Genomic DNA, 24724 nt, shown 5'->3' on the forward strand with positions numbered 1-24724 from the left:
GCGCGAGCGCTCAAGCCTACAGCTGGGACAGAGCGATACCGTCCAGAATGTCGTGCTCGCTGACGGTCACCGAATCCACGGCACCATCAGTCATCTCATTCAGACGGGTCAGGATGCGGGCGTAAATCGTCGCGCCGGCACCAATCACATCCACCCGGCCGGGATGCATGTAACCGAGCTCCTCACGCTCGGTGCGGTTCAGCGAAGCCAACCAGCGGGCGGTCTTCTGAACGGTCTCCACCGAGAAGCTCTGAGCGTTAATAGCCTCAGAATCGTAGCGGTCCAGACCCAGCGCAGCGGCAGCCACAGTGGTCGCGGTACCAGCCACAGCAACCACGCGGCGCGCATCCTGCAGGGGCACCGTCTTACGCGCCACCTCGAGAGCCTCGTCAGTATCGGCCTCAACGCGAGCAATCTGCGACTCGGTCGCCGGGGCGCTGAGCATGTGACGCTCAGTCAAGCGCACACAACCAATATTGACGCTACGGGAAGCCTTCACACCCGACTCGTCACCGAGCACGAACTCAGTCGAACCGCCACCCAGGTCGAACACCAGGGTGTCGCCATCGCCGTAACCGACAGCGCGCACCGCACCGGCGAAGGACAGTGCAGCTTCCTCATCACCGCTAATGACCTCGGGCTCAATACCCAGAATCTCGCGGATACCGTCCACGAACACCTGGCGGTTACCCGCATCGCGAGTCGCACTGGTCGCCACGAAACGCACCGAATCAGCGCCGTGCTCCTTCAGCAACTGCGCGTACTCACGCGCCGCAGCGAAAGTACGGTCCAGCGCCTCCTGCGCCAGCCAACCGGTCGCGTCCACGCCCTGACCCAGACGCACAATGCGCATCTCACGCACAACGTCCTTCAGAACGGTCTTCTCAACCCCGTCCACCACCTCAGTAGTGGAATCAGCAATCAGCAGGCGAATAGAGTTCGTACCGCAGTCAATCGCACCAACGCGCACGGTGGGTTCCTTTCAGGTCTTCAATACCAATCAGTGCCAAAGGCACAGCGAGCGCCGCATGCGAAAACTTTTCGCTTTTCGGCGCTCTTTCTTCTATCTATTATGCGCCCGCACCGTCCCTTACGACGATGCGGGCGCACCAGAATCAATATTTAGGCTTCTTCACGCCACGCGGGGTCGCAGGAGCAGACCTCGGGGGTCCACCACTCGGCGATAGCGTCCAGGCCGCGGTCACCCATCGGGTTCACGCCGCGACCCACCGACAGGGTGTGGCCGATAACGGCGTGCAGGCACTTCACGCGGGTCGGCATACCGCCGGCAGAGATGCCGTCAATCTCCGGGACCTCTTCGGTGCCGCTGATCAGGCGGATGCGCTCACGCTCAGCCAGGTAGTTCTCGTGTGCGGCAGCGTACTGTGCCGCCAGGTCGGCGTCCTCAGCGAGCGAGTCGGTCATCTCGTACATCAGGCCGCCCGCCTCCAGACGGGAAGCCGCAGCGGTAATCACCGGATGCGCCAGGTAGAACACGGTCGGGAAGGGGGTGCCGTTGCTCAGGCGCGGCGCGGTAGCAGCCACGAGCGGGTTACCGCACACGCAGCGTGCCGGAATCTCAATCACGTCGCGGACCTTACGGCCCAGCTGCGCCGAGAGAACACGGATGTCCTGCTCGGTGGGGGTCAGGGTTTCAACAGTTACGCCGAAGCCGCCGGGGGTGCGTGCCTTCAGCTCTTCAATGGTGTTTTCGGTGCTCATAATCCTAAGTTTCTGGAGCGAGGGGTGGTCGCCTCGTCCGCTTATGCCGGGTGCTTGCCGGGTACTTGCCGGGTACTTGCCGGGTACTTGCCAGGGCAGGGTTCCTGCCGGTGGCTGGGGCTAGTTCTTTTCGAGAGAATCCCAGATTTTCGTGGTCCAGGCATCCTCGGGGGCGTTCTTCGCATTCGCAGAAGTACCGTCAGCCTTCGTGGAGTCCTCGGTAATACCGGTGACCACGTAGGGGGTGTCGCCGGGGTTCACATAGTAGAGGCGGCTACGTGCTTGCTGGCGAACGTAGTTGTCGTCGTTCCACCAGGTCTGCTCCGCCTTCAGCTGGGCGTTCTCCTGCTGCAGCTGGGAAATGTGCGTGTTGATTCGCTTGATTTCCCGGTCCTGCTCAAAGTAGGTGACCACCGGGTATGCGGTACCGAGCGCAATCACGCCCACCACAACAGCGGTTAGGAAGCTACGGCCGGAGAACATATGAGCCGCCACGGGGGCGTCGTATCCGCCCTCTTCACGGCCCTGCTGGGCTGCGGCGCGGCGGCGGGCACGCTCCTCACGGCGAGCCTGCGCCTGACGTTCACGCTCAGGGTGACGCTCGCTCAAACCCACGCCAAAGAAAAGAGCGCTTGCCTTCTTCAACAGGGAGGTGCGAGCTTCCTTCACGGCGCCACGCGGCACATTGGAAGAGGCAGTGCCCTGAGCGGATTCGGTGGAACTCTTAGAGTGCGACCGGGTCTGCTGGTTTGCTCGCTGGCTCATTGCTCTATCCCTCGTTCCATTCTGTACCACTAAGCGCTTCCTTCATATTCTACCGGGTTTGTTGGGGTTATCCGGCGCTATGTTGTGGCCGCTACATGCGGCATCGTATGGACTCCACCACCTCGTGCGCTGCCGCCGCAACTAGCCTCAACACCGTGACTAGCCTCAACACAGAGCAGGAGGCGGTGCCACTCCCCTACGGGGTAGCACCGCCTCCTTGACGTCTAACCGCTTACGCGGTCGGATGCTTCAGTAACTTATGCCTTGAAGCGGGGGAATGCGGACTTGCCAGCGTAAACAGCTGCATCGCCCAGCTCTTCCTCAATGCGCAGCAGCTGGTTGTACTTAGCAACGCGCTCGGAACGTGCGGGAGCACCGGTCTTAATCTGGCCAGCGTTGGTTGCAACAGCCAGGTCAGCGATGGTGACGTCCTCGGTCTCACCGGAACGGTGAGAAACCATGCAACGGTACTCGTGGCGCTGTGCCAGCTCCATTGCGTCGAGGGTCTCGGTCAGCGAACCGATCTGGTTCACCTTCACGAGCAGAGCGTTAGCTGCGCCCTCTTCGATACCGCGAGCCAGGCGCTCGGGGTTGGTCACGAACAGGTCGTCGCCAACGATCTGGACCTTGTCACCGATCTGCTCAGTCAGGGTCTTGTAGCCCTCCCAGTCGTTCTCGTCCAGCGGATCCTCGATGGAAACCAGGGGGTACTTTGCAACGAGGTCAGCGTAGTATGCGCTCATCTCAGCTGCGGACTTCTTCTGGCCCTCGAACTCGTATGCGCCGTCGTTGTAGAACTCGGAGGATGCAACGTCCAGTGCCAGTGCAACCTGCTCGCCCGGCTTGTAGCCAGCCTTCTCGATTGCCTCAACGATCAGGTCCAGTGCAGCTGCGTTGGACTCCAGGTTGGGTGCGAAGCCACCCTCGTCGCCCAGGCCGGTTGCCAGGCCGCGGTCGTGCAGCACGGACTTCAGGGAGTGGTAAACCTCAACACCTGCGCGCAGAGCGTCAGAGTAGTTGTCGAAGCCGATGGGAGCAATCATGAACTCCTGAATGTCAACGTTGGAGTCTGCGTGAGAACCGCCGTTGAGGATGTTCATCATGGGGACGGGCAGAACGTGAGCGTTCGGGCCGCCGAGGTACTTGTACAGGGGCAGGTCAGCGGACTCAGCAGCAGCCTTAGCAACAGCCAGGGAGACACCCAGGATTGCGTTTGCACCCAGCTTGCCCTTGTTGTTGGTTGCATCCAGAGCAATCATGGCTGCGTCAACAGCGCGCTGGTCGGAAGCCTCAATGCCGATGACCTCTTCAGCGATTTCTTCGATAACAGACTTCACTGCACCCAGAACGCCCTTGCCCAGGTATACGGACTTGTCGCCGTCGCGACGCTCAACAGCTTCCCACTCACCGGTGGATGCGCCCGAGGGCACAGCTGCGCGTGCGAAAGCACCGTCTTCGAGCAGAACCTCAACCTCAACGGTCGGGTTGCCACGGGAATCCAGGATCTGGCGTGCGTGAACTGCGGTAATAACAGCCATGAATTGTTCTCCTTATGAGATGTCAAGGATGTGAACGGCTCACCCGGTAGTGGACAAGTCGCGTCCCCTAAATTCTAGCAAAACTCCCACACAAACACACTAGTTGCCACCGCTTTTTTATCGCCTTATTGAAGGTCTCAATAACCCTTAGTCGCGCGCTACAAAGCGGAACAAGACCCACACTCCCCCACATTGTGAGGGTGTGGGTACCCGCCCAAAGCACAACATGAGCCCAAACGCCGGGGTATACGCCACGAGCATCCTCACGGCCATCCAACACGACCCCAAACAAACGGAAGGCGCTTTGAAACCTCTTATTCCCTCAGAGACTAGGTTTCAAAGCGCCTCACAGAAGAACTCAACCAGCGTGTCTAATAGCTCGGCTCATCATGCGTGTGCTGAGCAATATAGCGTCGAGTGTACGAACGCAGGGCGCGCTCAGCATCCAGGCCGTTACGCTGTGCGCGGCTCACCAACGCAAAGAGTAGCTCACCGAACTCCTCCTCAGTGTGCATATAGCGCAGGTCGTCCTCCATGCTCGTAGGCTCTGGCGGCAGGATAATACCCGCCTTACGTGCCTTCACAGCAGTCTTCTCAGCCATAGCGAGCGCCGGCAGATGCGGCGGAATACCGTCCAGTGCACCACGGTCGCTCTTCTCCTTCTTCTTCAGCTCATCCCACGCCGTCTGCTGCTCAGCTGCGGTGCGGGGCGCCTCCGCAGAACCCTCAGACTCAGCAGCGAACACGTCGGGGTGGCGCGAACGAAGCTTCTGCACCAGGCCCTCAACCACCTGCACAATGTCGAAGCCCTGCGGATTCGCCGCAGCAATATCGGAGTGGAACACAACCTGCAGCAGCACGTCGCCCAGTTCCTCGCGCAGCAGCGGCATATTCGGCTCGCCACCGGTTTCTACCGCCTCAACGACCTCGTAGGCTTCCTCCACGAGGTAGCGGATTAGGGAGGCGTGAGTCTGCTCAGCATCCCACGGGCAACCGCCCGGTGCGCGCAACAGCGCCATGGTTTCCACCAGGGTGCCGAAAGCCTCAGCCGCACGGGCAGCAGTGTCCTGAATGTTCTGCACCGCAGAAGCCTCAGGAGTATTAGGGGTATCAGTCATAACAATCTTCCTCATCGAAAAAATGACAAACATAGCACGCCGCGCCGACCCCCACACGGGGAGCCGGCGCGGCGCACCTTACAAGGGTTTAGAGGTTCCAGTGCGAAAGCGCGCTCGTCATATGAGCCGGGATCTTCGAACCCAGACGCGGGAACATGCGTAGCTCCTCAACGTAACGCTCAGCATCCAGCGGACGCGGGTAGGTGACAAACGCCTGCTCATTCGCATAATCGAATGCCGCCTGGACCGGCACACCCGGGGTGAAGGTCAGGCTCATAGCCAGCGGCGAGCCCTCACCTTCGCTGTACGAGTCGGTCTTCAGCGCCGGGATGTCCAGCAGGGTTTCGGGGATCAGCTCGAAGGTACGGACCTGCTCCCAGAAGCCGTTGCGGCGCACGTGGGTCAGGGCGTCGTAGTAGGAGCCGAGGGCACGCACACGGATCAGCACGGTGGTTGCGTCCTTTGCGGTGCCGTTCTCGCCGAAGAGGTGCTCGACGACCGGTGCCAGGCGCTGAGCAACCTGAGCCTCGGTCAGAACCAGGTTGCCGGATGCCAGCTGAGTCTCAGAGGGAACCAGCGGGCTCTGCACCGCCGCGGAGGGGGTGTCCGGCTCAGCCACGATGGTGGGCAGCTGGTTGAGCTCACTCAGCGCGGATGCCGAAATGCTGGAGGAGATACCTGCCGGGGTGCTCTCCGGCAGGGCAACCGGAGTGGTAGCCGCAGCGGGTGCCGCCTCTGCAGCCGGTGCTGCGGGGGTAGCCTGAGCGGTAGCCTCGGAGGCGGGTGCAACCGCGGCGGGAGCCTCAGCAATCTTGGCTGCGGGGGTCACCTCAACGGTCTTGAGCTCAGCGGCCTTCTCAGCGGGCTCTTCCTGAGCGCCGGTAGCCTTCGCCGCAGAAGCCTTCGTCTCAGATGCCTTTGCCTCGGTAGCCTTCGCGGCGGCACCAGCGGTGCCCACTGCGGCAGCTGCGGCAAGAGCACCAGCCAGGCCGGGAGCCACAGATGCGCTCTCAGCGGCAGGCTCAGCGTCTTCGAGGGCAGGTTCCTCAGCGTGCGCTTCAGCGGATGCGGCGGAGGCCTCGTGCTCCGGTAGCAGTTCAGCGTCGTCCAGGAACGCGGGCAGGGCGGGCTCTTCGGCCTGCTCTGCCGCCGGCTCTTCTGTAGCTTCTTCGACGGGCTGGGTGCGGTCCAGGGTGAAGGATTCAGCAACCACGGGGGCGGTAGCCTTCTGTTCCTCGACAGCCGGAACGTCCTCAGCGGGTGCTTCCTCAGCGTCCAGCTTCTTCTGAGCGTTGGCAACGATGGCAGCCAGGGCGGCTTCCATATCTTCGCCAGATTCAGCAGACTCCTGGGCAGAGGTCTCAGAAGTCTCAGATGCTTCGGCGGTGAGCTCTTCAGCCTGCTCAGTTTCGGACTCTACGGTAGCCGCGCCGAAGATAGGGTCATTCTCGTAGTCATGCTCGAACTCAGCTTCAACCGGCGCAAACTCCGTCTGGGCAGGCTCGTCAGATGCTTCAACAGCTTCCTTCTCCTGCACAGAAGCGGCAGAACCGGCCACAGCGGTACCGGCAGCGGCAAGACCTGCAACGGTCAGCAGACCCGAAGAGGTACCCTCTTCAGCAGTCTCAACTGCAGGCTCTTCAGCGGCTTCAACAGTAGCCTCAGCTGCAGCCTCAGCCTCGTTCGCTACCTGCTTCTTGGCCAGCTCAGCCTCAAGCTCATGCTCAATAGCTTCACGTTCAGCCTCAACCGAGTCAATGCTCTGAACAGCGGCTTCCTGGGTCTCATCCTGCAAGGTAGCCTCAGCAGCCTCAGCGGTCGCAACGGGCTTAGCCTCGACGGCGGAGCCTTCCAGCAGGAAGCTTTCGCCGGTAGTCTGACCGTCCGCAGCACCCAGGTAGGATGCGTGAACCTCCAGACCATCGCCCAGACGCGGCTTCAGAGAGACAGCCGCACGGTTCCAGGTTGCGCCTGCCTGCTGAGCCTCGGTGTACAGTGCCGCAACGGGCGCGAACCAGTCAACACCGGGCACGACAATGCCGGTTTCCACCTCACGGCCGCGGTGTAGCAGACGGTAGTGCATATCCTCATCGACCTGGCGCAGTTCCAGGCTCATGGTGCCCGAACCGCGGGTGCGCATGAGCTCCGCGAGGCCGTGGAGAGCGCGCTGCTCGGGGAGAACAGGCAGGGTTGCCGCACCCTCAACGGGCTCGCTCAGGATGATGGATTCGGCAACCAGTTCAGCTTCATCTTCGCTGAGCTTCTGCTCAGTTTCCTTCAGCTCAGCAGCGGGTTCCTCAGCGGACTGCTCACAAGCAGCAGCCTCGTGCTTCTCTGCTTCCTTCTTGTCGATGCCCTCTGCGGTCAGAGCCACGCTCTGAGAGGTGCCCTTTTCGGTCTTCTCCTCAGCCTTTGCGGCGGAGGCATCGAAAATCAGCTCTGCGGTGTTCTCTTCTTCAGCGTCAAAGTCCTCGGCCTCGAGCGGCTCAGAGACGGACGCTTCGTGCTTCTCCTCGTGCTTCTCCTCAACCGATACAGCGGAGAGCAGCTCGGTCTCGTCAGAGACCGCATTCTCTTCCTCAGTAAGTTCAGATGCCAGCAGTTCGGGCGCCTCAACGACAGCCTCAATCGGCTCTTCCTCGACAGCGGCAGCAGGCTCTACAGCTTCTTCTGCGCTTGCAGTGAGGTCAACAGTCTCTTCGGTTTCGACGTCTTCAGTAGCCTCTGCAACACCTGCAGATGCCTCAGGTGCCGATGCCTCAGATACCTCAGCGTCCTTGACAGGTTCAGTAGCCTCAGTAGACTCAAGTGCCTCAGCAGAGTCTGCTTCCTCAGCAACTGCCTCATCAGCTACAGCTTCAGCGATGGCCTCACCGGAAGCAACCTCGCCGAAGGTCTCCTCTTCGCTGTCAAGGGTGATGCCCAGGCGTGCCGCGTAGACGGCAGCCAGGTCGTCCAAACCGGCGTTCTGTGCCTCGGTGGCAGCGGCGCGGGTGTGGGCAACCTTCATGTCTTCAACGGTCAGGGAGTCCTCGGCATCCGCGGGTGCAGCCTCAGCCTCAGATACAGAATGAGCGTTCTCAGACTTTTCTTCGGCTACCTCAACTGCGGCAGGTGCAGTCGCCTCAGCTTCTTCGCCAGCTTCATCTTCAGACTTCTGGGCGCGCAGAGCACGCAGGTGCTCCTCAAACTGGGAACGTGCATCCTCTGCAGCGTCCTTCGGTTCCTCAACATCAGCCGGGGCTTCCTCAGGCTCAACAGATGCACCCTCAGCTTCAGCCTCTTCGTCATCACGCAGGAACGCGGGGGTAGCGGGCTTGGGCGCCTCAGCAACCGGGGCGGCATCTTCTTCAATGTCCTGACCCTCAGCTACCTGCTCAACCTCAACAGGCTCCTCAGATTCCTGGGGGAAAGCACCAAGCGCAGCCAGCAGGCTACGACGCTCCTGCTCCTCAATCTGTTCCTCAGTCAGCTCATCAGTATCGGAAGATTCTTCAACCTTCTCCTCACCGTGCAGGAGGGCACGCTTAAGGTCCTCAACAGCGCGGTGCTCTTCGTTCTGCTCTTCGTCGTTGTTCTGCTGGCGTGCGCTTTCAGACTTCACGAAGCGGCGCAGGGAGTCCTCCCACTGCTGCTGTTCCATGATCTTTTCGCTCAGTCGTGCGCTCTTGGGGGCGTCTTCGCCTGCCTGCTCCTTCTGGGCCTTAGCAGTTTCGGCGCTCTGTTCTTCGCGCGACTGTTCATCCAACTTCTTCTTGCCGATTCCAAAGAAGCTCATTGGGTGTCCTCCTCCGGCGTGCGCCGTGTGATGATGCGCCATCTCCTTCATCCCCCGCAGGTGTGTGGACACGGGGTCCGGAACGTGACGCAAATGTCCTCATAATCCTTTTAATTCTATCGCGTGCATAGAGTTTCACCCCGCTACTCGGTGAGAGGTAACGGGGTGAAACTTGTACAGTTTTCAAGGCTTGATGTGGCTGTGTAGTCGTACTTTCAAGCCTGGCTTATAAGCTTTCGAGAAGCTCTTTAGCGTGCCTCATCGCGGATGGGGTTCGCCGCCTTCGCGGCCTTCGCCAACTCAAAACGGACAGCGCGCAGGGCGGTTGCCGCCATGACGCGAATACCAATGCCAATCGCCTGCTCGCTCGGGGCGTAATCACCCTGATGCAGATCGTAGGTGGGGTCACCCGGGGCGCGAGTACCCAGACGGAACATGGAGCCGGGAACTTCCTGCAGCATCCACGCGAAGTCTTCGCCGCCCATGGACTGCTCGACCAGCACGATGGAGTCCTCACCCAGCTCAGCGCGGGCTGCGTTCTCCAGCATGGTGGTTTCCAGGTCGGTGTTCACAACCGGGGGCACGCCGCGGATGTGTTCCACACGCGCCTTCACGCCGAAGGGCACAGCGACCTGCTCAATCACTTCGTCCAGCAGGTTACCTGCCTGGCGCCATACCTCAACGTCCAGGCAACGCATGGTGCCCGCCAGGTAGCCCTCGGCGGGAATAGCGTTGGGCGCAACGCCGGCGCTGACCTGACCCCAGGCGACCAGCACGCCCGAACGCACGTCGGTACGGCGGGTCAGCACGGCGGGAACCTGCACAGCAATCTGGCTCATCGCGTAGATGAGGTCCTCGGTCAGGTGCGGGCGGGAGGTATGACCGCCGTGACCGCTCAGGTGAATCTTCACGGTGTCGGATGCGCTAGTAATCGCACCGATGCGGGTACCAATCTGGCCCAGGTCCACCTTCGGGTCGCAGTGCAGGGCAAAAGCACGCGGAATGTCCTTGAGCAGACCCTGCGAAATCATCTGCACTGCACCGCCGGGCAGCTGCTCCTCAGCGGGCTGGAAGAGAATGCGGACGCTACGACCCAGCGGGGTCTTCTCGTTCAGCTCGTGCAGCGCCAGCGCCACACCGAGCATGACGGTCTGGTGAATGTCGTGACCGCAGGCGTGCATCACGCCGGGCACGGTGGAGGCGTAGGGCAGGTCGGTCTGCTCAACAATGGGCAGAGCATCAATATCGGCGCGCAGAGCCACGGCGAAGGGGCCGCTTCCAATATCGACGTAGCAGCCCGTACCTTCGCAGGCGACGGGGTTCATGCCGGCTTCTCGCAGTCGATTCATGAGGCGCTCAGTGGTCGCCACCTCACGGAAGGAAAGCTCCGGGTTGGCGTGCACTTCGCGGCGGAACTGCACGAGGGTACCCATCATGCGCTCCACCCAGTCGTCAAAGACGGGGGTGGACAAATCGTAGCGAGAATTAGCGAAAACCATACACAGTAGAATAACGCCGCCCGCCGGGGTTTACCTACCTACTCCCCCTTTCTGACAGCCCTCGAGAATATCTATGACTTTATGACAGATTGTGAAGAGTTTTTGTGCGCACCGAAGCCTCCGAAAATGCGCTGCTCCATCATTAACCCTCAACCCTTTTCTGTCAAACGATTCAAGCCGCCACCCGGTGTGGGTGACGGCTTGAATCGTCAATGCTGTATCAGCTGATACCGCGTGCTCCGATTAGAGCGAGCGGCTCAGGATTGCCTGCTTCACCTCGGCGATAGCCTTGGTGATCTGGATGCCACGGGGGCAAGCCTCGGTGCAGTTGAAGGTGGTACGGCAACGCCATACGCCTTCCTTGTCGTTGAGAATCTCCAGACGCAGGTCGCCTGCATCATCGCGCGAGTCGAAAATGAAGCGGTGTGCGTTCACGATAGCGGAGGGGCCGAAGTACTGACCATCGGTCCAGAAGACCGGGCAGGACGAGGTACACGCTGCACAGAGGATGCACTTGGTGGTGTCATCGAAACGTGCACGGTCCTCAATGGTCTGCAGGCGCTCACGCTCAGGCTCGTTCGAGTCGTTGATGAAGAACGGCATGATTTCGCGGTATGCCTGGAAGAAGGGCTCCATGTCAACGATGAGGTCCTTTTCGCAGGGCAGACCCTTGATGGGCTCAACGGTAATCGGCTTGGACAGGTCAAGGTCCTTCAGCAGGGTCTTGCAAGCCAGGCGGTTACGGCCGTTGATGCGCATCGCGTCCGAACCACAGATGCCGTGTGCACAGGAGCGGCGGAAGGAGACGGAACCGTCCACTTCCCACTTGATCTTGTGCAGAGCATCCAGCACGCGGTCGGTGCGGTACATGGTCAGCGGGAATTCATCCCAGTACGCCTCGGAGGAAACTTCCGGGTTGTAGCGACGAATCTTGATGACCACATCGTAGGTGGGGATGGAGTCGGAGTCGCCGCCGGTCATACCCTCAAACAGCTTGACGGATTCCGGTTCGGGGAGTTCGTTTTCAGCCATTTTAGTACTTACGCTCCTTCGGCTCGTAACGGGTGTAGACAACGGGCTTGGTTTCGAATCGCAGGCCCTTGACACCCTCAAACTCGGATTCGGGGTCGAGGTAGACCATCGAGTGCTTCATGAAGTTGACGTCGTCACGCTTGGGGTAGTCCTCACGGTAGTGACCACCGCGGGATTCCTTACGGTGCAGTGCGCCAACGGACATGACCTTTGCCAGCTCAATCAGGAAGCCGAGCTCAACAGCCTCGAGCAGGTCGAGGTTGAAGCGCTTGCCCTTGTCCTGGATGGCGATGTTCTTGTAGCGCTCTTCCAGTTCAGCAATAGTTGCCAGTGCTGCGCGGATGGTCTCGTCGGTACGGAACACCTGCATGTCAGCTTCCATAGCCTTCTGCAGGTCTGCGCGGATAGCGCCGACCTTCTCGGTGCCCTTGCCTTCGAGGATGCCGTTGAGCATGTTGAGAACGCGATCTGCTGCGTCGTCCGGAACCGGCACGAACTCAGCGGATGCTGCGTACTCTGCAGCCTTGCGGCCTGCACGCTTACCGAACACGTTGATGTCCAGCAGGGAGTTGGTGCCCAGACGGTTTGCACCGTGGACGGACACGCAAGCAACCTCACCAGCTGCGTAGAGGCCGGGGATGGTCTCTTCGCTGTTGCGGTAGACCTCAGTCTCGTTGTTGGTGGGGATACCGCCCATTGCGTAGTGCGCGGTGGGGAACACCGGGATGGGCTGGTGGTGCGGTTCCACTGCCAGGTAGGTACGAGCGAACTCGGTGATGTCCGGCAGCTTCTCGTCAATGTGCGAGGGCTCCAGGTGGGTCAGGTCCAGCAGCACGTAGTCCTTGTGGGGACCGCAGCCGCGGCCTTCGCGCACCTCGTTTGCCATTGCACGTGCCACGATATCGCGGGGTGCGAGGTCCTTAATGGTGGGTGCGTAACGCTCCATGAAGCGCTCACCGTCAGCGTTACGGAGAATACCGCCTTCACCACGAGCACCCTCGGTAACGAGAATGCCCAGGCCAGCCAGGCCGGTCGGGTGGAACTGAACGAATTCCATGTCCTCCAGGGGAAGGCCTGCACGCAGTGCGATAGCCATGCCGTCACCGGTGAGGGTGTGTGCGTTGGAGGTGGTCTTGAAGATCTTGCCACAGCCACCGGATGCGAAAATCACGGACTTAGCCTGGAAGACGTGAACCTCGCCGGTTGCCAGGTCGTAGGAGACGACGCCGGCGGGGCGGGGCTTGCCCTCTTCGTCCTTGACCAGAATCAGGTCGAGAACGTAGAACTCGTTGTAGAACTCCACATTGTGGCGAACGCAGTTCTGGTAGAGGGTCTGCAGAATCATGTGGCCGGTACGGTCAGCTGCGTAGCATGCGCGGCGCACAGCAGCCTTACCGTGGTCACGGGTGTGACCGCCGAAGCGGCGCTGGTCAATGCGGCCTTCGGGGGTTCGGTTGAAGGGAAGACCCATCTTTTCCAGGTCGAGCACAGCGTCAATAGCTTCCTTAGCCATGATTTCTGCTGCGTCCTGGTCAACCAGGTAGTCGCCACCCTTGACGGTGTCAAAGGTGTGCCACTCCCAGTTGTCCTCTTCAACGTTAGCCAGAGCGGCGCACATGCCACCCTGTGCTGCGCCGGTGTGGGAGCGGGTGGGGTATAGCTTGGTCAGTACCGCGGTGCGAACTCGCTGGCCGGCCTCAATAGCGGCACGCATACCTGCGCCGCCGGCACCGACGATCACTACATCGTACTTATGTACCTGCATGATGTTCTTTCTGTGTTTTAGATGTTGTAGTTTGTCTCGGATACGTCGCCGTTAGCGTGCCGAGCAGAAGCTGGGAAGCAGTTCAGCCGCTGCGCCGGAGGGGCAGGGGTCGAATGCGAAGATGGTGAGGGTACCAATCAGCAGGACGAATGCGCATGCTGCGAAGAGGATAACCTTCAGCCAAACGCGCAGGCGGTCCTTCTCAGCGTAGTCGTCAATGATGACGCGGATACCGTTAGCACCGTGCAGCATAGCCAGCCAGAGCAACAGCAGATCCCAGACCTGCCAGAAGGGGTTCGCCCACTTGCCGCCCACGAAGCCGAAGTCGATAGCGTGGATGCCATCGCCGACCATCAGGTTGGAGAACAGGTGACCGAAAATCAGCACAACGAGTACGACGCCGGACAGGCGCATACCCAGCCAAGCGAACATCTCAAAGTTGTTGCGCTTGGAGGAGGAGCGGTTGTACTTCACACCGTCGATGCGGTTATCACGCAGACGGGGTACATAGGTGCGGGGCTTGAGCGGAGTAGCCATTGTTTAGTGACCTCCCATGTGCGAGAAAACGATCGGCAGGTGACGTGCGGCGAAGCCAGCAACGGTGATTGCCCAGAGGAAAAGCACAACCCAAAGAATCTTGATGTGCGTGTAGGTTGCCTTCTGGCTAATTTCGACGTTGCCGTCCTTGTTCTTCGCCTGAATGTGCTCCACGTGCGAGTTGGTTGCCTTACCCCAGAAGTCGATGAGGATAATGCGAATACCGTTGAACGCGTGGTAGACGATGGCGGCGACAAGCGCGGTCTCACCCAGACCCATGATGGGGTTCTTGTACAGGCTCAGTACACCGTTGTAGGCCTCCGGGGAGATACGCACGACGGCAGTATCTAGGATGTGTACAAGAAGGAAGAAGAAAATCGCGATACCGGTAATGCGATGAGCAACCCAGGACCACATGCCCCAGCGGCCGCGGTAGAGGGTTCCTTTAGAACCATTCAACACTGAATAACCTCCTGCTGCGACGGCGAGCATCTGGGTTCTGGTACCGCATTTTTAGGCCCCAGCTTCCAGGCACAGCTGTGTGCTCACCGACTGCTTTTTGTTCGTCTGTTACTTCCAAGATATCAGGTAAATTCACAGCTTACTGACACCCTGTTTAGGGTTTTTTTACAGGTTCTAAAAGGGAATTAGGGCATGTTTTTATTGCGATATCGCCTACTCCCCTGTGTTCATGCGGAACTTACCTTAACCTAACCTCAAACAACGCCTAAATGAGAGCCGCCTGACACTTTTTTGTTAAAACCTAAAAGAATTCGATATATGACAAATTCACCCGCTATTCTTGAAGCGATGAATACTGCACTCACTCGATTCCGCCCGCTCATTCCCGCCGGCGGTGTTGGCTCGCGTTTGTGGCCCCTGTCCCGCGCGCACGCCCCGAAATTCCTGCTCGACCTCACCTCGTCGGGCAATTCCCTGCTGCGTGACACCTACGACCGTCTCATCGACCTCAGCAACGGTTCCGTCATGGTGGTTACCGGCACTTCGCACGCCAATGCGGTTACCCAGCAGATTCCTGAACTGCGTGCCGCTGACCTGGTGCTGGAGCCCTCCCCCAAGGATTCGGCTGCAGCTATCGGCTTGGCTTGCGCTATCATCCACCGCCGCGAACCGGACGCCATCATTGGCTCCTTCGCAGCTGACCATGTGATTAGCCCCGTGGATGAATTCCACCGCGTGGTGACCGAAGCTGTCGTCACCGCGGCAACCGGCAAGATTGTCACCATCGGCATTACCCCCACCGAGCCCTCCAGCGCGTTTGGCTACATTCACGCCAGCGAGCCCCTGGGCATCGAGGGTGCACCCAACGCTCACGCCGTGGACACCTTCGTGGAGAAGCCCGATACCGCCACCGCACAGAAGTACCTGGACTCCGGTGAGTACACCTGGAACGCAGGTATGTTCGTGGCACCGGCGGCCCTGATGCTCAAGCACCTCGAGGCGAACGAACCCGAGCTGTACGCGGGCATCATGGAGATTGCTAACGCTTGGGACACCCCCGAGCGCGAGGCTGTTATGGACCGCGTCTGGGAGACCCTGCCGAAGACCGCTATCGACTACGCTGTGGCCGAGCCCGCAGCGGCAGCAGGCGACGTCGCAATGGTTCCCGGCTCCTTCAGCTGGGACGACGTTGGAGACTTCGACGCTGTGGCACGCCTGAACACCGAGAAGAGCGGCGAAGAGCTGACCATTCTCGGCGAGAAGGATAACGTCATCAACCACGGTTGCTCCGGCATCGTTGTTGCGAACACCGAGCGCAAGATTTCTATCATTGGCCTCGACGACATCGTTGTGGTGGACACCCCCGATGCTCTGCTGGTCGCTCCGCGCTCCAAGGCACAGGCTGTCAAGGATGCTGTGGGCGAGGTCAAGGCACGCGGCCTGAACAACCTCCTCTAAATTTTTGGCTCTGAGTAGATAGCCCCACACAGTTAGCCCTGAGTAGTTAGCCCCGCGCAGGTGCTTGAACCCTGCTCGAGCACAAGATACCTCTAGAAACCGGTTCTCTTCTTTCCAGAAGGGAGCCGGTTTTCTTATGCCCCGATGATTATGCTCCGATGGGTTATTTCGCGGGTGGATTCAAGGCTTTTGCCTAGTGGGGATTGAAAGGACGCTCCTTACGGTTGCACAGGGATCAGAATGCCATACTCACCCCGCGTAGAGTGCACTTCCAGAGTCTGATACAAACCGAGAACCACCCCTTATAGAGAACCATTCTCATGTTAGCCTTAGTAGATGCACATGACTCGTAAGTTTTTCCTCACCCGCGCCGGCGCACTCGGCGCAGTAGCCGCCCTCGCCCTGACCGCATGTGGCACCCAGAACGCCCAGACCACCCAGAACGCACAGACCAGCCCCAGCGCCTCCACCTCCGCGAGCGCAACCCCCGCACCCATCACCGAAGGCAAGGGCGCTGCAAGCCGCGTCGCCATCACCTACGACGGTGGCGTGCTCGTCTACGACGCCAAGGATATGAAGCTGCTCGCAGACATCCCCAAGGAAGGCTTCCTGCGCCTCTCCGACGCTGGCGATAACCGCCACCTCGTCGTTGCAGACGGCAACAGCTACACCTTCCTGGACACCGGCGTATGGTCTGTAGCGCACGGCGACCACTCGCACTACTACACCACCGCCCCGTCCCTGTCTTCCCTGTCTCTTGCGGCTGACCACACCGGTCACGTGATCAAGGACAACGGCAAGGTCGCGGCATTCGCTGACGGCACCGGCTCCTTCGCCGTGTACGACCCGGCGAAGCTGACCCAGGACAAGCGCACCGCTTCCTCCCTGGAGACCACCACCGTCACCCTGCCCAAGCCGCATCACGGCTTCGCAATCCCGCTGCCCAACAACCAGTACCTGGTAGCGGTCGGCGATTCGAAGACCCGCACCGGTGCCGCTGTTGTGGACGCACAGGGCAAGACCGTCACCGAGAGCCCCGCCTGCCCCGGCGTTCACGGTGAAGCCATCGCCAAGGACGGCGCGTTCTCGATCGGCTGCACCGACGGCGCGCTGGTCTACAAGGACGGCAAGTTCACCAAGATCACCAACCCCGAAGACCCCTACTCGCGTTCCGGTAACCAGGCTGGCGAGGCTGACTCCCAGTATGTTCTGGCGGACTACAAGACCGATAAGGACGCCAAGCTGGAGCGCCCCGAGAAGTTCTCCATCATCGACACCGTTGCGGCAACCCGCACCGTCTACTCCCTGCCTTCTGGCGTGAGCTACACCTTCCGTTCGCTGGCTCGCGGCCCCAAGGGTGAGGCGCTGCTGCTGACCACCGACGGCAAGCTGCGCGTCTTCGACCCGGCAACCGGCGCCGAGCTGGGCTCCGTACAGCTCATGGAGGCGTGGACCGAGTCTGAGACCTGGCAGGATGAGCGTCCGGCACTGTGGGTGGACGGTAAGACCGCCTACGTGACCGACCCGGCGACCAAGAAGCTCATTGCGGTATCCCTGTCGAACCCGGCAGCACCGAAGGAGCTGATGAGCGTGGAGCTTCCGAAGACCCCGAACGAGATCCTGGGTGTCTCCTCCTCGAACGCTGCACCGGTTGAGGCTGAGGCACACGGCGCTGCTTCCTCCTCGGCTTCGGCTGACGCGCACGAGTCTGGCGAGGCTCATAACCACGAGTCCGGCGAGGGCCACTCCCACTAGGACTTTCATGCTAGGACTCTCACGCTGAGATAAACCTAGCGAAAGCACAAAGAGAGATGCGACCGATAAGTTATCGGCCGCATCTCTCTTTGTGTATGCCAGGTTTATACACCAGCTACTAACGCAGCGGCAGGACCCTGATCTCTTCCCAGTCCTGCCCGTCATAGGAGTAGCAGTGCAGGTGATCCACGGTGAAGGTACGCTGCTCGGCGGGCAGAGCATCAAACACCTCACGGGCGTGATCAACCTGCTCCTGCGTGAGCCCGTGGCCCAAGGTCACGTGCGGCACATAGGGGAAGGACGCCGCACCGGCACCGAATAGCTCAACCAGCTTCTGGTGAATCTGCTCGAACTCGGTCTTGCCCGCCTCCAGGTTCAGATACTCCACCTCGGTGACCGGACGGAAGGAGTGCACCGAACCCCAGCGCGCCTCAAAACGCGGCGTGTCCAGCGCCTCGCGGAACTGGGGGGACTGCACCGCAGCCAGGAGAGACTCGGTCAGCTCCGTCAGGTACACGGTCACGTGGGTGCTGATAGGTGCCACCGCACCACCGGCTACCGCACGCTTCCACTCTTCCAGGCGCTGAACATTCTCACCGCTCACGTGCGCAATAACGCTCAGGTAGCGGTGACCGGGCTTCAGGGTCGGGGATACAGGAGCCGTCGTAGGGCTCGAAGAGTTCTCTTGTGCTGTCATCTCAATCGTGCAGGTCATGCGGCGCCTCAGCCGAACTGGCTGAACAGCGCGCTAGATTGCGGCGGCAGGCAGGAAGCCAACCTTCTTGTACACGTTCTCAATGGTGACCGTAGCGATCTCGCGGGCAGCGGATGCGCCCACAGCCAGCAGGCGGTCCAGCTCGGCGGGGTCGTCCATCAGCTCGAGGGTACGCTCACGCACCGGGGTGAGGCGCTCCACCACGATATCGGCAAGGTCAACCTTCAGGTGGCCGTACATCTTGCCCTCGTAGCGTGCCACGATCTCGTCGATGCTCTCGCCGGTCATTGCCGAGTAGATGGAGAGCAGGTTGGAGACGCCGGGCTTAGCCTCGCGGTCGTAGGCGATGACGGAGCCGTCATCGGTCACGGCGGACTTAATCTTCTTCTGGGTTGCCTTGGGGGTGTCCAGAAGCTTGATTAGGCCCTTGTCGGTGGCTGCAGACTTGGACATCTTCGACGTCGGGTCCTGCAGGTCGTAAATCTTAGCGGTTTCCTTCAGGATCACCGGCTCGGGCACCACGAAGGTCTCACCGAAACGGGAGTTGAAGCGCTGAGCCAGGTTACGGGTCAGCTCCAGGTGCTGACGCTGATCCTCGCCCACGGGCACGCCGTCCACCTGGTAGAGCAGAATGTCGGCAGCCATCAGAATCGGGTAGGTGAACAGACCCACGGAGGCGTTCTCAGCACCCTGCTTCTGAGACTTGTCCTTGAACTGGGTCATACGGGACGCCTCACCAAAGCCGGTGAAGCAGTTCAGAACCCACGCCAGCTGGGCGTGCTCGGGCACGTGCGACTGCACGAACAGCGGGGTGCGGGTCGGGTCAATGCCGGAGGCGATGTACTGCGCCGCGGTCAGGCGGGTACGCTCACGCAGCTCCTCGGGGTCCTGAGGAACGGTGATAGCGTGCATATCCGGGATGAAGAACAGGCATTCGTTATTCGGGTCGTCCTGCAACGCCACCCAGTTGTTCACAGCACCAATGTAGTTACCCAGGTGCATCGAATCAGCCGACGGCTGCGCACCCGAGTAGATACGCGCCTTCTGCTGAGAGGCGTTAGGGATGAGGGACTTATCCTGCTTCTTTTCGTCTGCCATAGTTATTTCCTGTGCAGTTCTTCCTGTGCGGTGCTGCGAACGGTGCAGCACATCTTCAAAAACTTATCTGTACGCGCAGTCCGCGTCTTACTCACCGATGCGGTAGTCAACCACGAGCGGTGCGTGATCACTGAAACGCTCATCGTAGCTTGCCGCGCGGTCCACGACCGCCTCCACGGCGCTTTCGGCGAGCGCCGGGGTCGCCATGTGGTAGTCGATACGCCAGCCTGCGTCATTATCGAACGCCTTACCGCGGTAGGACCACCAGGTGTAGGGGCCGGGCACCTGACCCGCCAGCTCACGAGCCACATCGCGGTAGCCGATATCGCCGAAGAAGCGGTCAAAGTAGGCGCGTTCCTCCGGCAGGAAGCCGGCACGCTTCTGGTTAGCCTTCCAGTTCTTAATGTCCAGCTCGGTGTGGCCAACATTCAAATCGCCCACGATGAGCACGTGATCCGAGTGCTTTGCTAGTTCAGGCATGCGCACCAGCATGCGCTCCAGGAAGCGGTACTTATCGTCCTGCTTCTGGGTGCCGACCTCGCCGGAGTGAACGTAGGCGCTGACCACGGTCAGGGTCTTGCCGTTGGGCAGAACGTAGTCCGCCTCAACCCAGCGGCCCGAATCGTCAAAGTACTCTTCGCCAATATTCGAGCGGGTCGCTACCGGCTGGTTCTCCAGGACTTCACCGGCTGAGTTCGGGGTGCGGCGGGTCGCCACCAGCACGCCGGCGCGGCCCTTCGCGGCAGCCTCCGCGTGCAGAATATGCCACTGGGATTCGTCCAGCAACTCACGCACGATAGCGTCGGGGGCGCGCACCTCCTGCAGGCAGAGAATGTCGATGTCACGGCTCGCCAGCCACGCCGCCATATCCTTCTTATAGGCGGCTCGGATACCGTTCACATTCACGCTCGCCACGCGAAGCAGACCGCTCGGGCGCGGTGCAGGGGTGTTAGAAAAATGCATAGTCTTAATTATGCCAGTTTGAGGGAAGAGAAATTTTCACTCGTGCGCGTTTTTTCTCTGGCTGAACGGTAAACTATTGGGTGATGAATTCACACTCCTCACAGACCACCGACCACGGTGCCCCCTCACCTTCTGCGGGCACCACCGCATCCGAAAATACCGCTCACAACGCTGAGAGCCGCTACGAGCTACCCCCGATTCCCGGCCCGAAGTATGAGCAGGTTATCCACTACATTGAGCAGCGCTACATTATTCCCGGCAAGCCCGGCGATAAGCTACCCACCGAACGCATGATTCAGCAGAACTTTGGGGTGAGCCGCCAGACGGTTCGTAGCGCCCTGAAGGTTCTGATTGAACGCGGCCTGCTCTACAACGTGCAGGGATCCGGCACCTACGTTGCCGAGCGCACCGACGCCACCTACATTCCGCGCGTGGGCACCTTCGTTGACGATATGCGCCGCCGCGGCTTTGAGGGCTCCACCCGCATGATTGCGACCCGCTGGATGGACGCCACCGAAGAGATCTCCACCCACCTGTCCGTGCCGGTGGGCGAGCAGGTGCTGTTCGTGCGCCGTCTGCGTCTTGCCGACCACGAAGCCATTGGCTTTGAGCGTTCCTACTTTGTGAAGGCCGCTGCAAGCAGCATCCTGGACGCTATGATGGCGGAAATGTCCGGCGCTTCGAGCTCCTTCGACCAGCTTGCCGACACCACCAACGCCATTAAGCACGCCCGCGTACGCACCAGCGCAGCGCTCTTCACCGACGCCGACGCCGAAGCGTTCAACCACCAGGTTCCCGTGGGCGAGGCGGCGTTCAAGGTCTGCGCGACCGGTTACACCGAAGAAGGTAGCCCCGTCGAGTACTCAGAGACCCTGTACCTTGCCGATGCCTACTTCTACGAGATGATTCTCTAGCACCTGCCTTTTCTCTTGTGATGACAGTGTGAAGGGCGGTGCCCCGGTAGATTGTTCTACCGGGGCACCGCCCTTTTGAGTTATCGACTCTGAAATATTTCAGCTCTGAAACGCTGCGAGCCTTATGCCGCCTGACGCTCCGCAGTCTCAACCACGTTCACCAGCAGCTCCGCGCGGGTCATCGGGCCCACACCGCCGGGGTTCGGGGAGACCCAGGACGCCTTCTGCGCAGCCTCCGGGGAGACGTCGCCGAAGAGCTTCTTCTTGCCGGTCTCCGGGTCCTCAGCACGGGAAACACCAACGTCCAGCAGGATTGCGCCGTCCTTGACCTGGTGAGCCTTCAGCACGTGCGGAACACCCACAGCGGCAACAATGACGTCAGCCTCGCGCAGCACCTCGTCCAGGTTCTCGGTACCGGTGTGCGCCAGGGTTGCAGTCGCGTTCACCTCGCGGCGAGTCAGCAGCAGACCCAGCGGGCGACCCACGGTAATGCCGCGGCCGAGCACCACAACGTTCTTACCGTTCCAGTCGATGCCGTGGCGCTTGACCAGCTCAATGACACCGTTGGGGGTGCAGGGCAGCGGGGAATCCAGCGGCTCAGAAACGTTCAGCACGAGCTTGCCGAGGTTGGTCGGGTGCAGGCCGTCAGCGTCCTTTTCGGGGGCGATGCGCTCCAGCACGCGGTTGGTGTCCAGGTGCTTGGGCAGGGGCAGCTGCACAATGTAGCTGGTGCACGCCGGGTCGTTGTTCAGCTTGTCGATCTCTGCGTCGAGCTCTTCCTGAGTGATGTCACCGGGCAGGTCCACGCGAATGGAGTTAATACCGATCTCTGCGCAGTCGCGGTGCTTAGCGCCCACGTACGAGCGGGATGCGGGGTCGTCACCGACCAGGACGGTACCCAGGCCGGGGGTAATACCCTTAGCCTTGAGCGCCTCGACGCGCTCCTTCAGCTCTTCCTTGATGGCTGCGGCGGTTGCGTTACCGTCTAGAATCTGGGGCATTGTTTTTCCTTCCATAGGTTGCGGCGGGGTTCGCCGAAACGGACGGTCTGTGTGTTGAGTTCTAGGGTGTGTGCCCAGGAGGTACCGCTCCCCCACTACGTCCCTCGACGGGTGTAGCGGGTAGGGCGGTACAAGTATCAGGGCGAAATAACCCCGCCCGCTCAGCACCCGCGGGGGATGTTGAGCGAACGGGGTCATTCATGGGTCTACCAGTTCTCGCTACCCTGGTAGAGGGGGTACTTGGCGCACAGTGCCTCAACGCGGGCACGCAACGCAGCGATGTCCGGGTTCGGCAACAGTACGGAAGCGATAATGTCGGCTACTTCGGTGAAGCCTTCAGCGTCGAAGCCGCGGGTCGCCAGCGCGGGGGTACCGATACGCAGACCGGAGGTCACCATCGGCGGACGCGGGTCGTTCGGCACGGCGTTACGGTTGACGGTAATACCGGCATCGTGCAGCAGGTCCTCTGCTTCCTTGCCGTTGAGGGCGTGGTCGCGCAGGTCAACGAGTACCAGGTGAACGTCGGTACCGCCGGAGGCAATCGCAACGCCGGCGTCCTTCACGTCCTGCTGCAGCAGACGGTTCGCCAGGATCTGCGCACCCTCAACGGTGCGCTTCTGACGGTCCTTGAACGCCTCAGATGCGGCAACCTTGAACGCGGTAGCCTTCGCAGCGATCACATGCATGAGCGGGCCGCCCTGCTGACCGGGGAACACTGCGGAGTCAATCTTCTTCTTCAGCTCCTCGGTGCAGAGGATGAAGCCGGAACGGGGACCGCCCAGAGTCTTGTGCACGGTCGAGGAAACCACATGTGCGTGCGGAACGGGGTTCGGGTGCAGACCCGCAGCCACCAGGCCCGCGAAGTGAGCCATGTCCACCCACAGGTATGCGCCGATTTCGTCAGCAATCGCACGGAACGCAGCGAAGTCCAGCTGACGGGGGTACGCGGACCAGCCGGCAATAATCAGCTTGGGGCGCTCGGCAAGAGCCAGTTCACGCACCTGCTCCATGTCAACGCGACCGGACTCGTCCACGCTGTACGCCACAACGTTGTACAGCTTGCCGGAGACGTTCAGCTTCATGCCGTGGGTCAGGTGGCCACCGTGTGCCAGGGACAGACCCATGATGGTGTCGCCGGGGTTCAGCAGCGCGTGCATAACGGCGTTGTTCGCCTGGGCACCGGAGTGGGGCTGAACGTTGGCATGCTCAGCGCCGAAGAGTTCCTTCACACGGGAAATAGCGAGGGACTCAACGATGTCAACGAATTCGCAGCCGCCGTAGTAGCGGCGGCCGGGGTAACCCTCAGCGTACTTGTTGGTCAGTACCGAGCCCTGGCTTTCGAGGACGGCACGGGGGACGAAGTTCTCGGATGCAATCATCTCGAGGGTGTTCTGCTGGCGCTTGCGCTCCAGCTCAATGGCTTCTGCAACCTCGGGATCGAGGTCGGCGATGGGCATCTCGAGGATCTTCTGCTCGGACATTACGCTCCTGGGAGTGTTTTTGCGTTATCTTCGGTCGCTCATCATCGGGGCTGCCGCGGCGTACGCCGGGCGGTCTTCAGGAGGCGGCGCGCGCCTCCAGCTGAAAACCCTGAATGAAAAAATATGAGCTACACCTCATAATACCGTAAAGCCCGCTTTCCTTCGAGAAGGAAAACGGGCTTTACAAAGCATCACAATGAAGTTTTACACCGCCACCGCAGGGCATATAAACCGCCCTTTAGGCTTATCGGCGGTATCCAAGCAGGTCTACAAACCCTACGCCTGACGCAGGATAGCGGAAGCATACTCTAGGTACGCCTCGCGAGCGCTCTCCTTCTTACCGCCAGCCACCAGCTGGGTCTGCACCACATAACCGGTCAGCACCGACAGCACCGCGGCACCGATAACGGTCAGCCACTCTTCAAGCTCCTCTTCGGTGAAGTCCAGCTCAGCGGCACCCCAGGCGCGGTAGCGTTCCAGGGACTGATCGCGCAGGTAGCTCAGCTGTTCAGACACCACGGTCGCCAGCTGCGGCATCGCCACCGCCTCGCCCCAGGTGACGAGCAGGTGACGGCGAATCTTAGGGGTGTCCAGCACCTTCAGGCACCCGAACACGTAGTCCCAGGGCTGTTCGGCGCGGATGCGGTCGAAGGGCGCCATGTCCATGCGGGCTGCCGCCAGGATAATCTCATCCTTGGAAGAGAAGTGGTTATAAATCGCTCCGGCAGACAGGCCGGTGGCCGCAATAATGTCGCTCATCGAAGCCTTCTGATAACCGTGCTTGATGAAGCATTCGCGGGCGGTCTCTACAATCTGAGAACGCCTGTTCTTTTTGTATTCTTCGCTGACTTTAGGCACATCCTAATCCTAGCGAACTTTTAGCCCATCCGTGCGCATCCCGGTCGCCGTTGACGCGCCCTCGTGCGCAAATCCGGCGCAAAATAGAGCAAAAATTCTATAAATACGACTGCCCACAATACGAATGCCCAGCGCGGGTATCCTCATGCAGATGTCTCAGCACGGATGTTTCAGGTAGAGAGCACGAAAAAGCGGGGCATCCTAGGCACGCCAGAAGGTTCGCCCAAGAATGCCCCGCTCACAGCGGGTAGCTCAGCGCAGGCTG

At 60.6% G+C, this 24724-nt stretch carries 20 protein-coding genes; 3 read left to right on the forward strand and 17 right to left on the reverse strand.

Annotated elements, in window-relative coordinates; all coding sequences use genetic code 11:
• Positions 1 to 16 precede the first annotated feature (16 nt).
• The 11 genes from ACP3RB_RS06480 to sdhC all read right to left on the reverse strand — a co-directional run bounded on the left by ACP3RB_RS06480 (position 17) and on the right by sdhC (position 14216).
• Positions 17 to 970, reverse strand: coding sequence for an exopolyphosphatase (locus tag ACP3RB_RS06480; RefSeq protein WP_308561598.1), 954 nt, complete (start codon positions 968 to 970; stop codon positions 17 to 19).
• A gap of 152 nt (positions 971 to 1122) precedes the next feature.
• Entirely contained in the window at positions 1123 to 1722 is a 600-nt protein-coding gene (locus tag ACP3RB_RS06485; protein ID WP_049341514.1) for a DUF501 domain-containing protein, read from the reverse strand.
• Between the two features lie 120 nt (positions 1723 to 1842).
• A complete protein-coding gene (locus tag ACP3RB_RS06490) occupies positions 1843 to 2487 on the reverse strand; it encodes a septum formation initiator family protein (RefSeq protein WP_426698842.1) in 645 nt (214 codons plus the stop codon).
• Between the two features lie 257 nt (positions 2488 to 2744).
• On the reverse strand, positions 2745 to 4025 hold the full coding sequence (gene eno, locus ACP3RB_RS06495; RefSeq protein ID WP_049341512.1) for a phosphopyruvate hydratase: 1281 nt from the start codon (positions 4023 to 4025) through the stop codon (positions 2745 to 2747).
• Between the two features lie 371 nt (positions 4026 to 4396).
• Positions 4397 to 5143, reverse strand: coding sequence for a MazG nucleotide pyrophosphohydrolase domain-containing protein (locus ACP3RB_RS06500; protein ID WP_426698843.1), 747 nt, complete (start codon positions 5141 to 5143; stop codon positions 4397 to 4399).
• 88 nt (positions 5144 to 5231) lie between these two features.
• Positions 5232 to 8921: an ornithinee aminotransferase gene (locus ACP3RB_RS06505; RefSeq protein ID WP_426698844.1), complete on the reverse strand. Its 3690-nt coding sequence runs from the start codon at positions 8919 to 8921 to the stop codon at positions 5232 to 5234.
• A gap of 248 nt (positions 8922 to 9169) precedes the next feature.
• Positions 9170 to 10420 (reverse strand): amidohydrolase, encoded by a 1251-nt coding sequence (locus ACP3RB_RS06510; RefSeq protein WP_060823865.1) that lies wholly within the window; start codon positions 10418 to 10420, stop codon positions 9170 to 9172.
• A gap of 243 nt (positions 10421 to 10663) precedes the next feature.
• Positions 10664 to 11452 carry a succinate dehydrogenase iron-sulfur subunit gene (locus ACP3RB_RS06515; RefSeq protein ID WP_005506828.1) on the reverse strand — a complete coding sequence of 263 codons (789 nt, stop codon included), beginning with the start codon at positions 11450 to 11452 and terminating at the stop codon, positions 10664 to 10666.
• A 1-nt stretch (position 11453) separates the two neighbouring features.
• On the reverse strand, positions 11454 to 13217 hold the full coding sequence (gene sdhA, locus ACP3RB_RS06520) for a succinate dehydrogenase flavoprotein subunit (RefSeq protein ID WP_426698845.1): 1764 nt from the start codon (positions 13215 to 13217) through the stop codon (positions 11454 to 11456).
• A gap of 51 nt (positions 13218 to 13268) precedes the next feature.
• Entirely contained in the window at positions 13269 to 13754 is a 486-nt protein-coding gene (locus ACP3RB_RS06525) for a succinate dehydrogenase hydrophobic membrane anchor subunit (RefSeq protein WP_049341505.1), read from the reverse strand.
• Positions 13755 to 13757: 3 nt separating this feature from the next.
• Positions 13758 to 14216 carry a succinate dehydrogenase, cytochrome b556 subunit gene (gene sdhC, locus ACP3RB_RS06530; RefSeq protein ID WP_005506819.1) on the reverse strand — a complete coding sequence of 153 codons (459 nt, stop codon included), beginning with the start codon at positions 14214 to 14216 and terminating at the stop codon, positions 13758 to 13760.
• A gap of 348 nt (positions 14217 to 14564) precedes the next feature.
• Between sdhC and ACP3RB_RS06535 the strand changes: the two genes are divergently transcribed.
• Together ACP3RB_RS06535 and ACP3RB_RS06540 are read left to right on the forward strand one after the other, a co-directional pair.
• Positions 14565 to 15674 (forward strand): mannose-1-phosphate guanylyltransferase, encoded by a 1110-nt coding sequence (locus ACP3RB_RS06535; protein WP_426699571.1) that lies wholly within the window; start codon positions 14565 to 14567, stop codon positions 15672 to 15674.
• A gap of 342 nt (positions 15675 to 16016) precedes the next feature.
• Entirely contained in the window at positions 16017 to 17429 is a 1413-nt protein-coding gene (locus ACP3RB_RS06540) for a hypothetical protein (RefSeq protein ID WP_426698846.1), read from the forward strand.
• Positions 17430 to 17547: 118 nt separating this feature from the next.
• Here the strand turns inward: ACP3RB_RS06540 and ACP3RB_RS06545 are convergent, their stop codons facing one another.
• The 3 genes from ACP3RB_RS06545 to ACP3RB_RS06555 form a co-directional block, all read right to left on the reverse strand.
• On the reverse strand, positions 17548 to 18126 hold the full coding sequence (locus ACP3RB_RS06545; protein WP_426698847.1) for a 2'-5' RNA ligase family protein: 579 nt from the start codon (positions 18124 to 18126) through the stop codon (positions 17548 to 17550).
• Positions 18127 to 18177: 51 nt separating this feature from the next.
• Positions 18178 to 19242: a tryptophan--tRNA ligase gene (gene trpS / locus ACP3RB_RS06550; RefSeq protein WP_060823870.1), complete on the reverse strand. Its 1065-nt coding sequence runs from the start codon at positions 19240 to 19242 to the stop codon at positions 18178 to 18180.
• An 87-nt stretch (positions 19243 to 19329) separates the two neighbouring features.
• Entirely contained in the window at positions 19330 to 20205 is an 876-nt protein-coding gene (locus ACP3RB_RS06555) for an exodeoxyribonuclease III (protein WP_005506814.1), read from the reverse strand.
• An 80-nt stretch (positions 20206 to 20285) separates the two neighbouring features.
• On the opposite strand from ACP3RB_RS06555, the gene ACP3RB_RS06560 reads away from it, so the two are divergent.
• Complete coding sequence (locus ACP3RB_RS06560; protein WP_426698848.1) at positions 20286 to 21119, forward strand: GntR family transcriptional regulator; 834 nt, start codon at positions 20286 to 20288, stop codon at positions 21117 to 21119.
• A gap of 122 nt (positions 21120 to 21241) precedes the next feature.
• Here ACP3RB_RS06560 and ACP3RB_RS06565 read toward each other — a convergent pair whose 3' ends face one another.
• From ACP3RB_RS06565 to ACP3RB_RS06575, 3 genes are all read right to left on the reverse strand, one after another.
• Entirely contained in the window at positions 21242 to 22120 is an 879-nt protein-coding gene (locus ACP3RB_RS06565) for a bifunctional methylenetetrahydrofolate dehydrogenase/methenyltetrahydrofolate cyclohydrolase (protein WP_005508973.1), read from the reverse strand.
• A 206-nt stretch (positions 22121 to 22326) separates the two neighbouring features.
• Complete coding sequence (glyA, locus tag ACP3RB_RS06570; protein WP_426698849.1) at positions 22327 to 23601, reverse strand: serine hydroxymethyltransferase; 1275 nt, start codon at positions 23599 to 23601, stop codon at positions 22327 to 22329.
• Between the two features lie 276 nt (positions 23602 to 23877).
• Positions 23878 to 24459: a TetR/AcrR family transcriptional regulator gene (locus ACP3RB_RS06575; protein WP_005506809.1), complete on the reverse strand. Its 582-nt coding sequence runs from the start codon at positions 24457 to 24459 to the stop codon at positions 23878 to 23880.
• Positions 24460 to 24724 lie beyond the last annotated feature (265 nt).

The sequence above is a fragment of the Rothia mucilaginosa genome (assembly GCF_049990865.1).
GTDB classification, from domain to species: domain Bacteria; phylum Actinomycetota; class Actinomycetes; order Actinomycetales; family Micrococcaceae; genus Rothia; species Rothia mucilaginosa_I.

What these genes read in the sequence shown, in the direction of transcription:
- ACP3RB_RS06540 (WP_426698846.1), top strand. Translation starts at nt 16,017, where the DNA reads ATGACTCGTAAGTTTTTCCTCACCCGCGCCGGCGCACTCGGCGCAGTA.
- eno (WP_049341512.1), bottom strand. Translation starts at nt 4,025, where the DNA reads ATGGCTGTTATTACCGCAGTTCACGCACGCCAGATCCTGGATTCCCGT.
- ACP3RB_RS06545 (WP_426698847.1), bottom strand. Translation starts at nt 18,126, where the DNA reads ATGACAGCACAAGAGAACTCTTCGAGCCCTACGACGGCTCCTGTATCC.
- ACP3RB_RS06490 (WP_426698842.1), bottom strand. Translation starts at nt 2,487, where the DNA reads ATGAGCCAGCGAGCAAACCAGCAGACCCGGTCGCACTCTAAGAGTTCC.
- ACP3RB_RS06555 (WP_005506814.1), bottom strand. Translation starts at nt 20,205, where the DNA reads ATGCATTTTTCTAACACCCCTGCACCGCGCCCGAGCGGTCTGCTTCGC.
- glyA (WP_426698849.1), bottom strand. Translation starts at nt 23,601, where the DNA reads ATGTCCGAGCAGAAGATCCTCGAGATGCCCATCGCCGACCTCGATCCC.
- ACP3RB_RS06510 (WP_060823865.1), bottom strand. Translation starts at nt 10,420, where the DNA reads ATGGTTTTCGCTAATTCTCGCTACGATTTGTCCACCCCCGTCTTTGAC.
- ACP3RB_RS06515 (WP_005506828.1), bottom strand. Translation starts at nt 11,452, where the DNA reads ATGGCTGAAAACGAACTCCCCGAACCGGAATCCGTCAAGCTGTTTGAG.
- ACP3RB_RS06565 (WP_005508973.1), bottom strand. Translation starts at nt 22,120, where the DNA reads ATGCCCCAGATTCTAGACGGTAACGCAACCGCCGCAGCCATCAAGGAA.
- ACP3RB_RS06535 (WP_426699571.1), top strand. Translation starts at nt 14,565, where the DNA reads ATGAATACTGCACTCACTCGATTCCGCCCGCTCATTCCCGCCGGCGGT.
- ACP3RB_RS06485 (WP_049341514.1), bottom strand. Translation starts at nt 1,722, where the DNA reads ATGAGCACCGAAAACACCATTGAAGAGCTGAAGGCACGCACCCCCGGC.
- sdhA (WP_426698845.1), bottom strand. Translation starts at nt 13,217, where the DNA reads ATGCAGGTACATAAGTACGATGTAGTGATCGTCGGTGCCGGCGGCGCA.
- ACP3RB_RS06505 (WP_426698844.1), bottom strand. Translation starts at nt 8,921, where the DNA reads ATGAGCTTCTTTGGAATCGGCAAGAAGAAGTTGGATGAACAGTCGCGC.
- ACP3RB_RS06500 (WP_426698843.1), bottom strand. Translation starts at nt 5,143, where the DNA reads ATGACTGATACCCCTAATACTCCTGAGGCTTCTGCGGTGCAGAACATT.
- ACP3RB_RS06525 (WP_049341505.1), bottom strand. Translation starts at nt 13,754, where the DNA reads ATGGCTACTCCGCTCAAGCCCCGCACCTATGTACCCCGTCTGCGTGAT.
- trpS (WP_060823870.1), bottom strand. Translation starts at nt 19,242, where the DNA reads ATGGCAGACGAAAAGAAGCAGGATAAGTCCCTCATCCCTAACGCCTCT.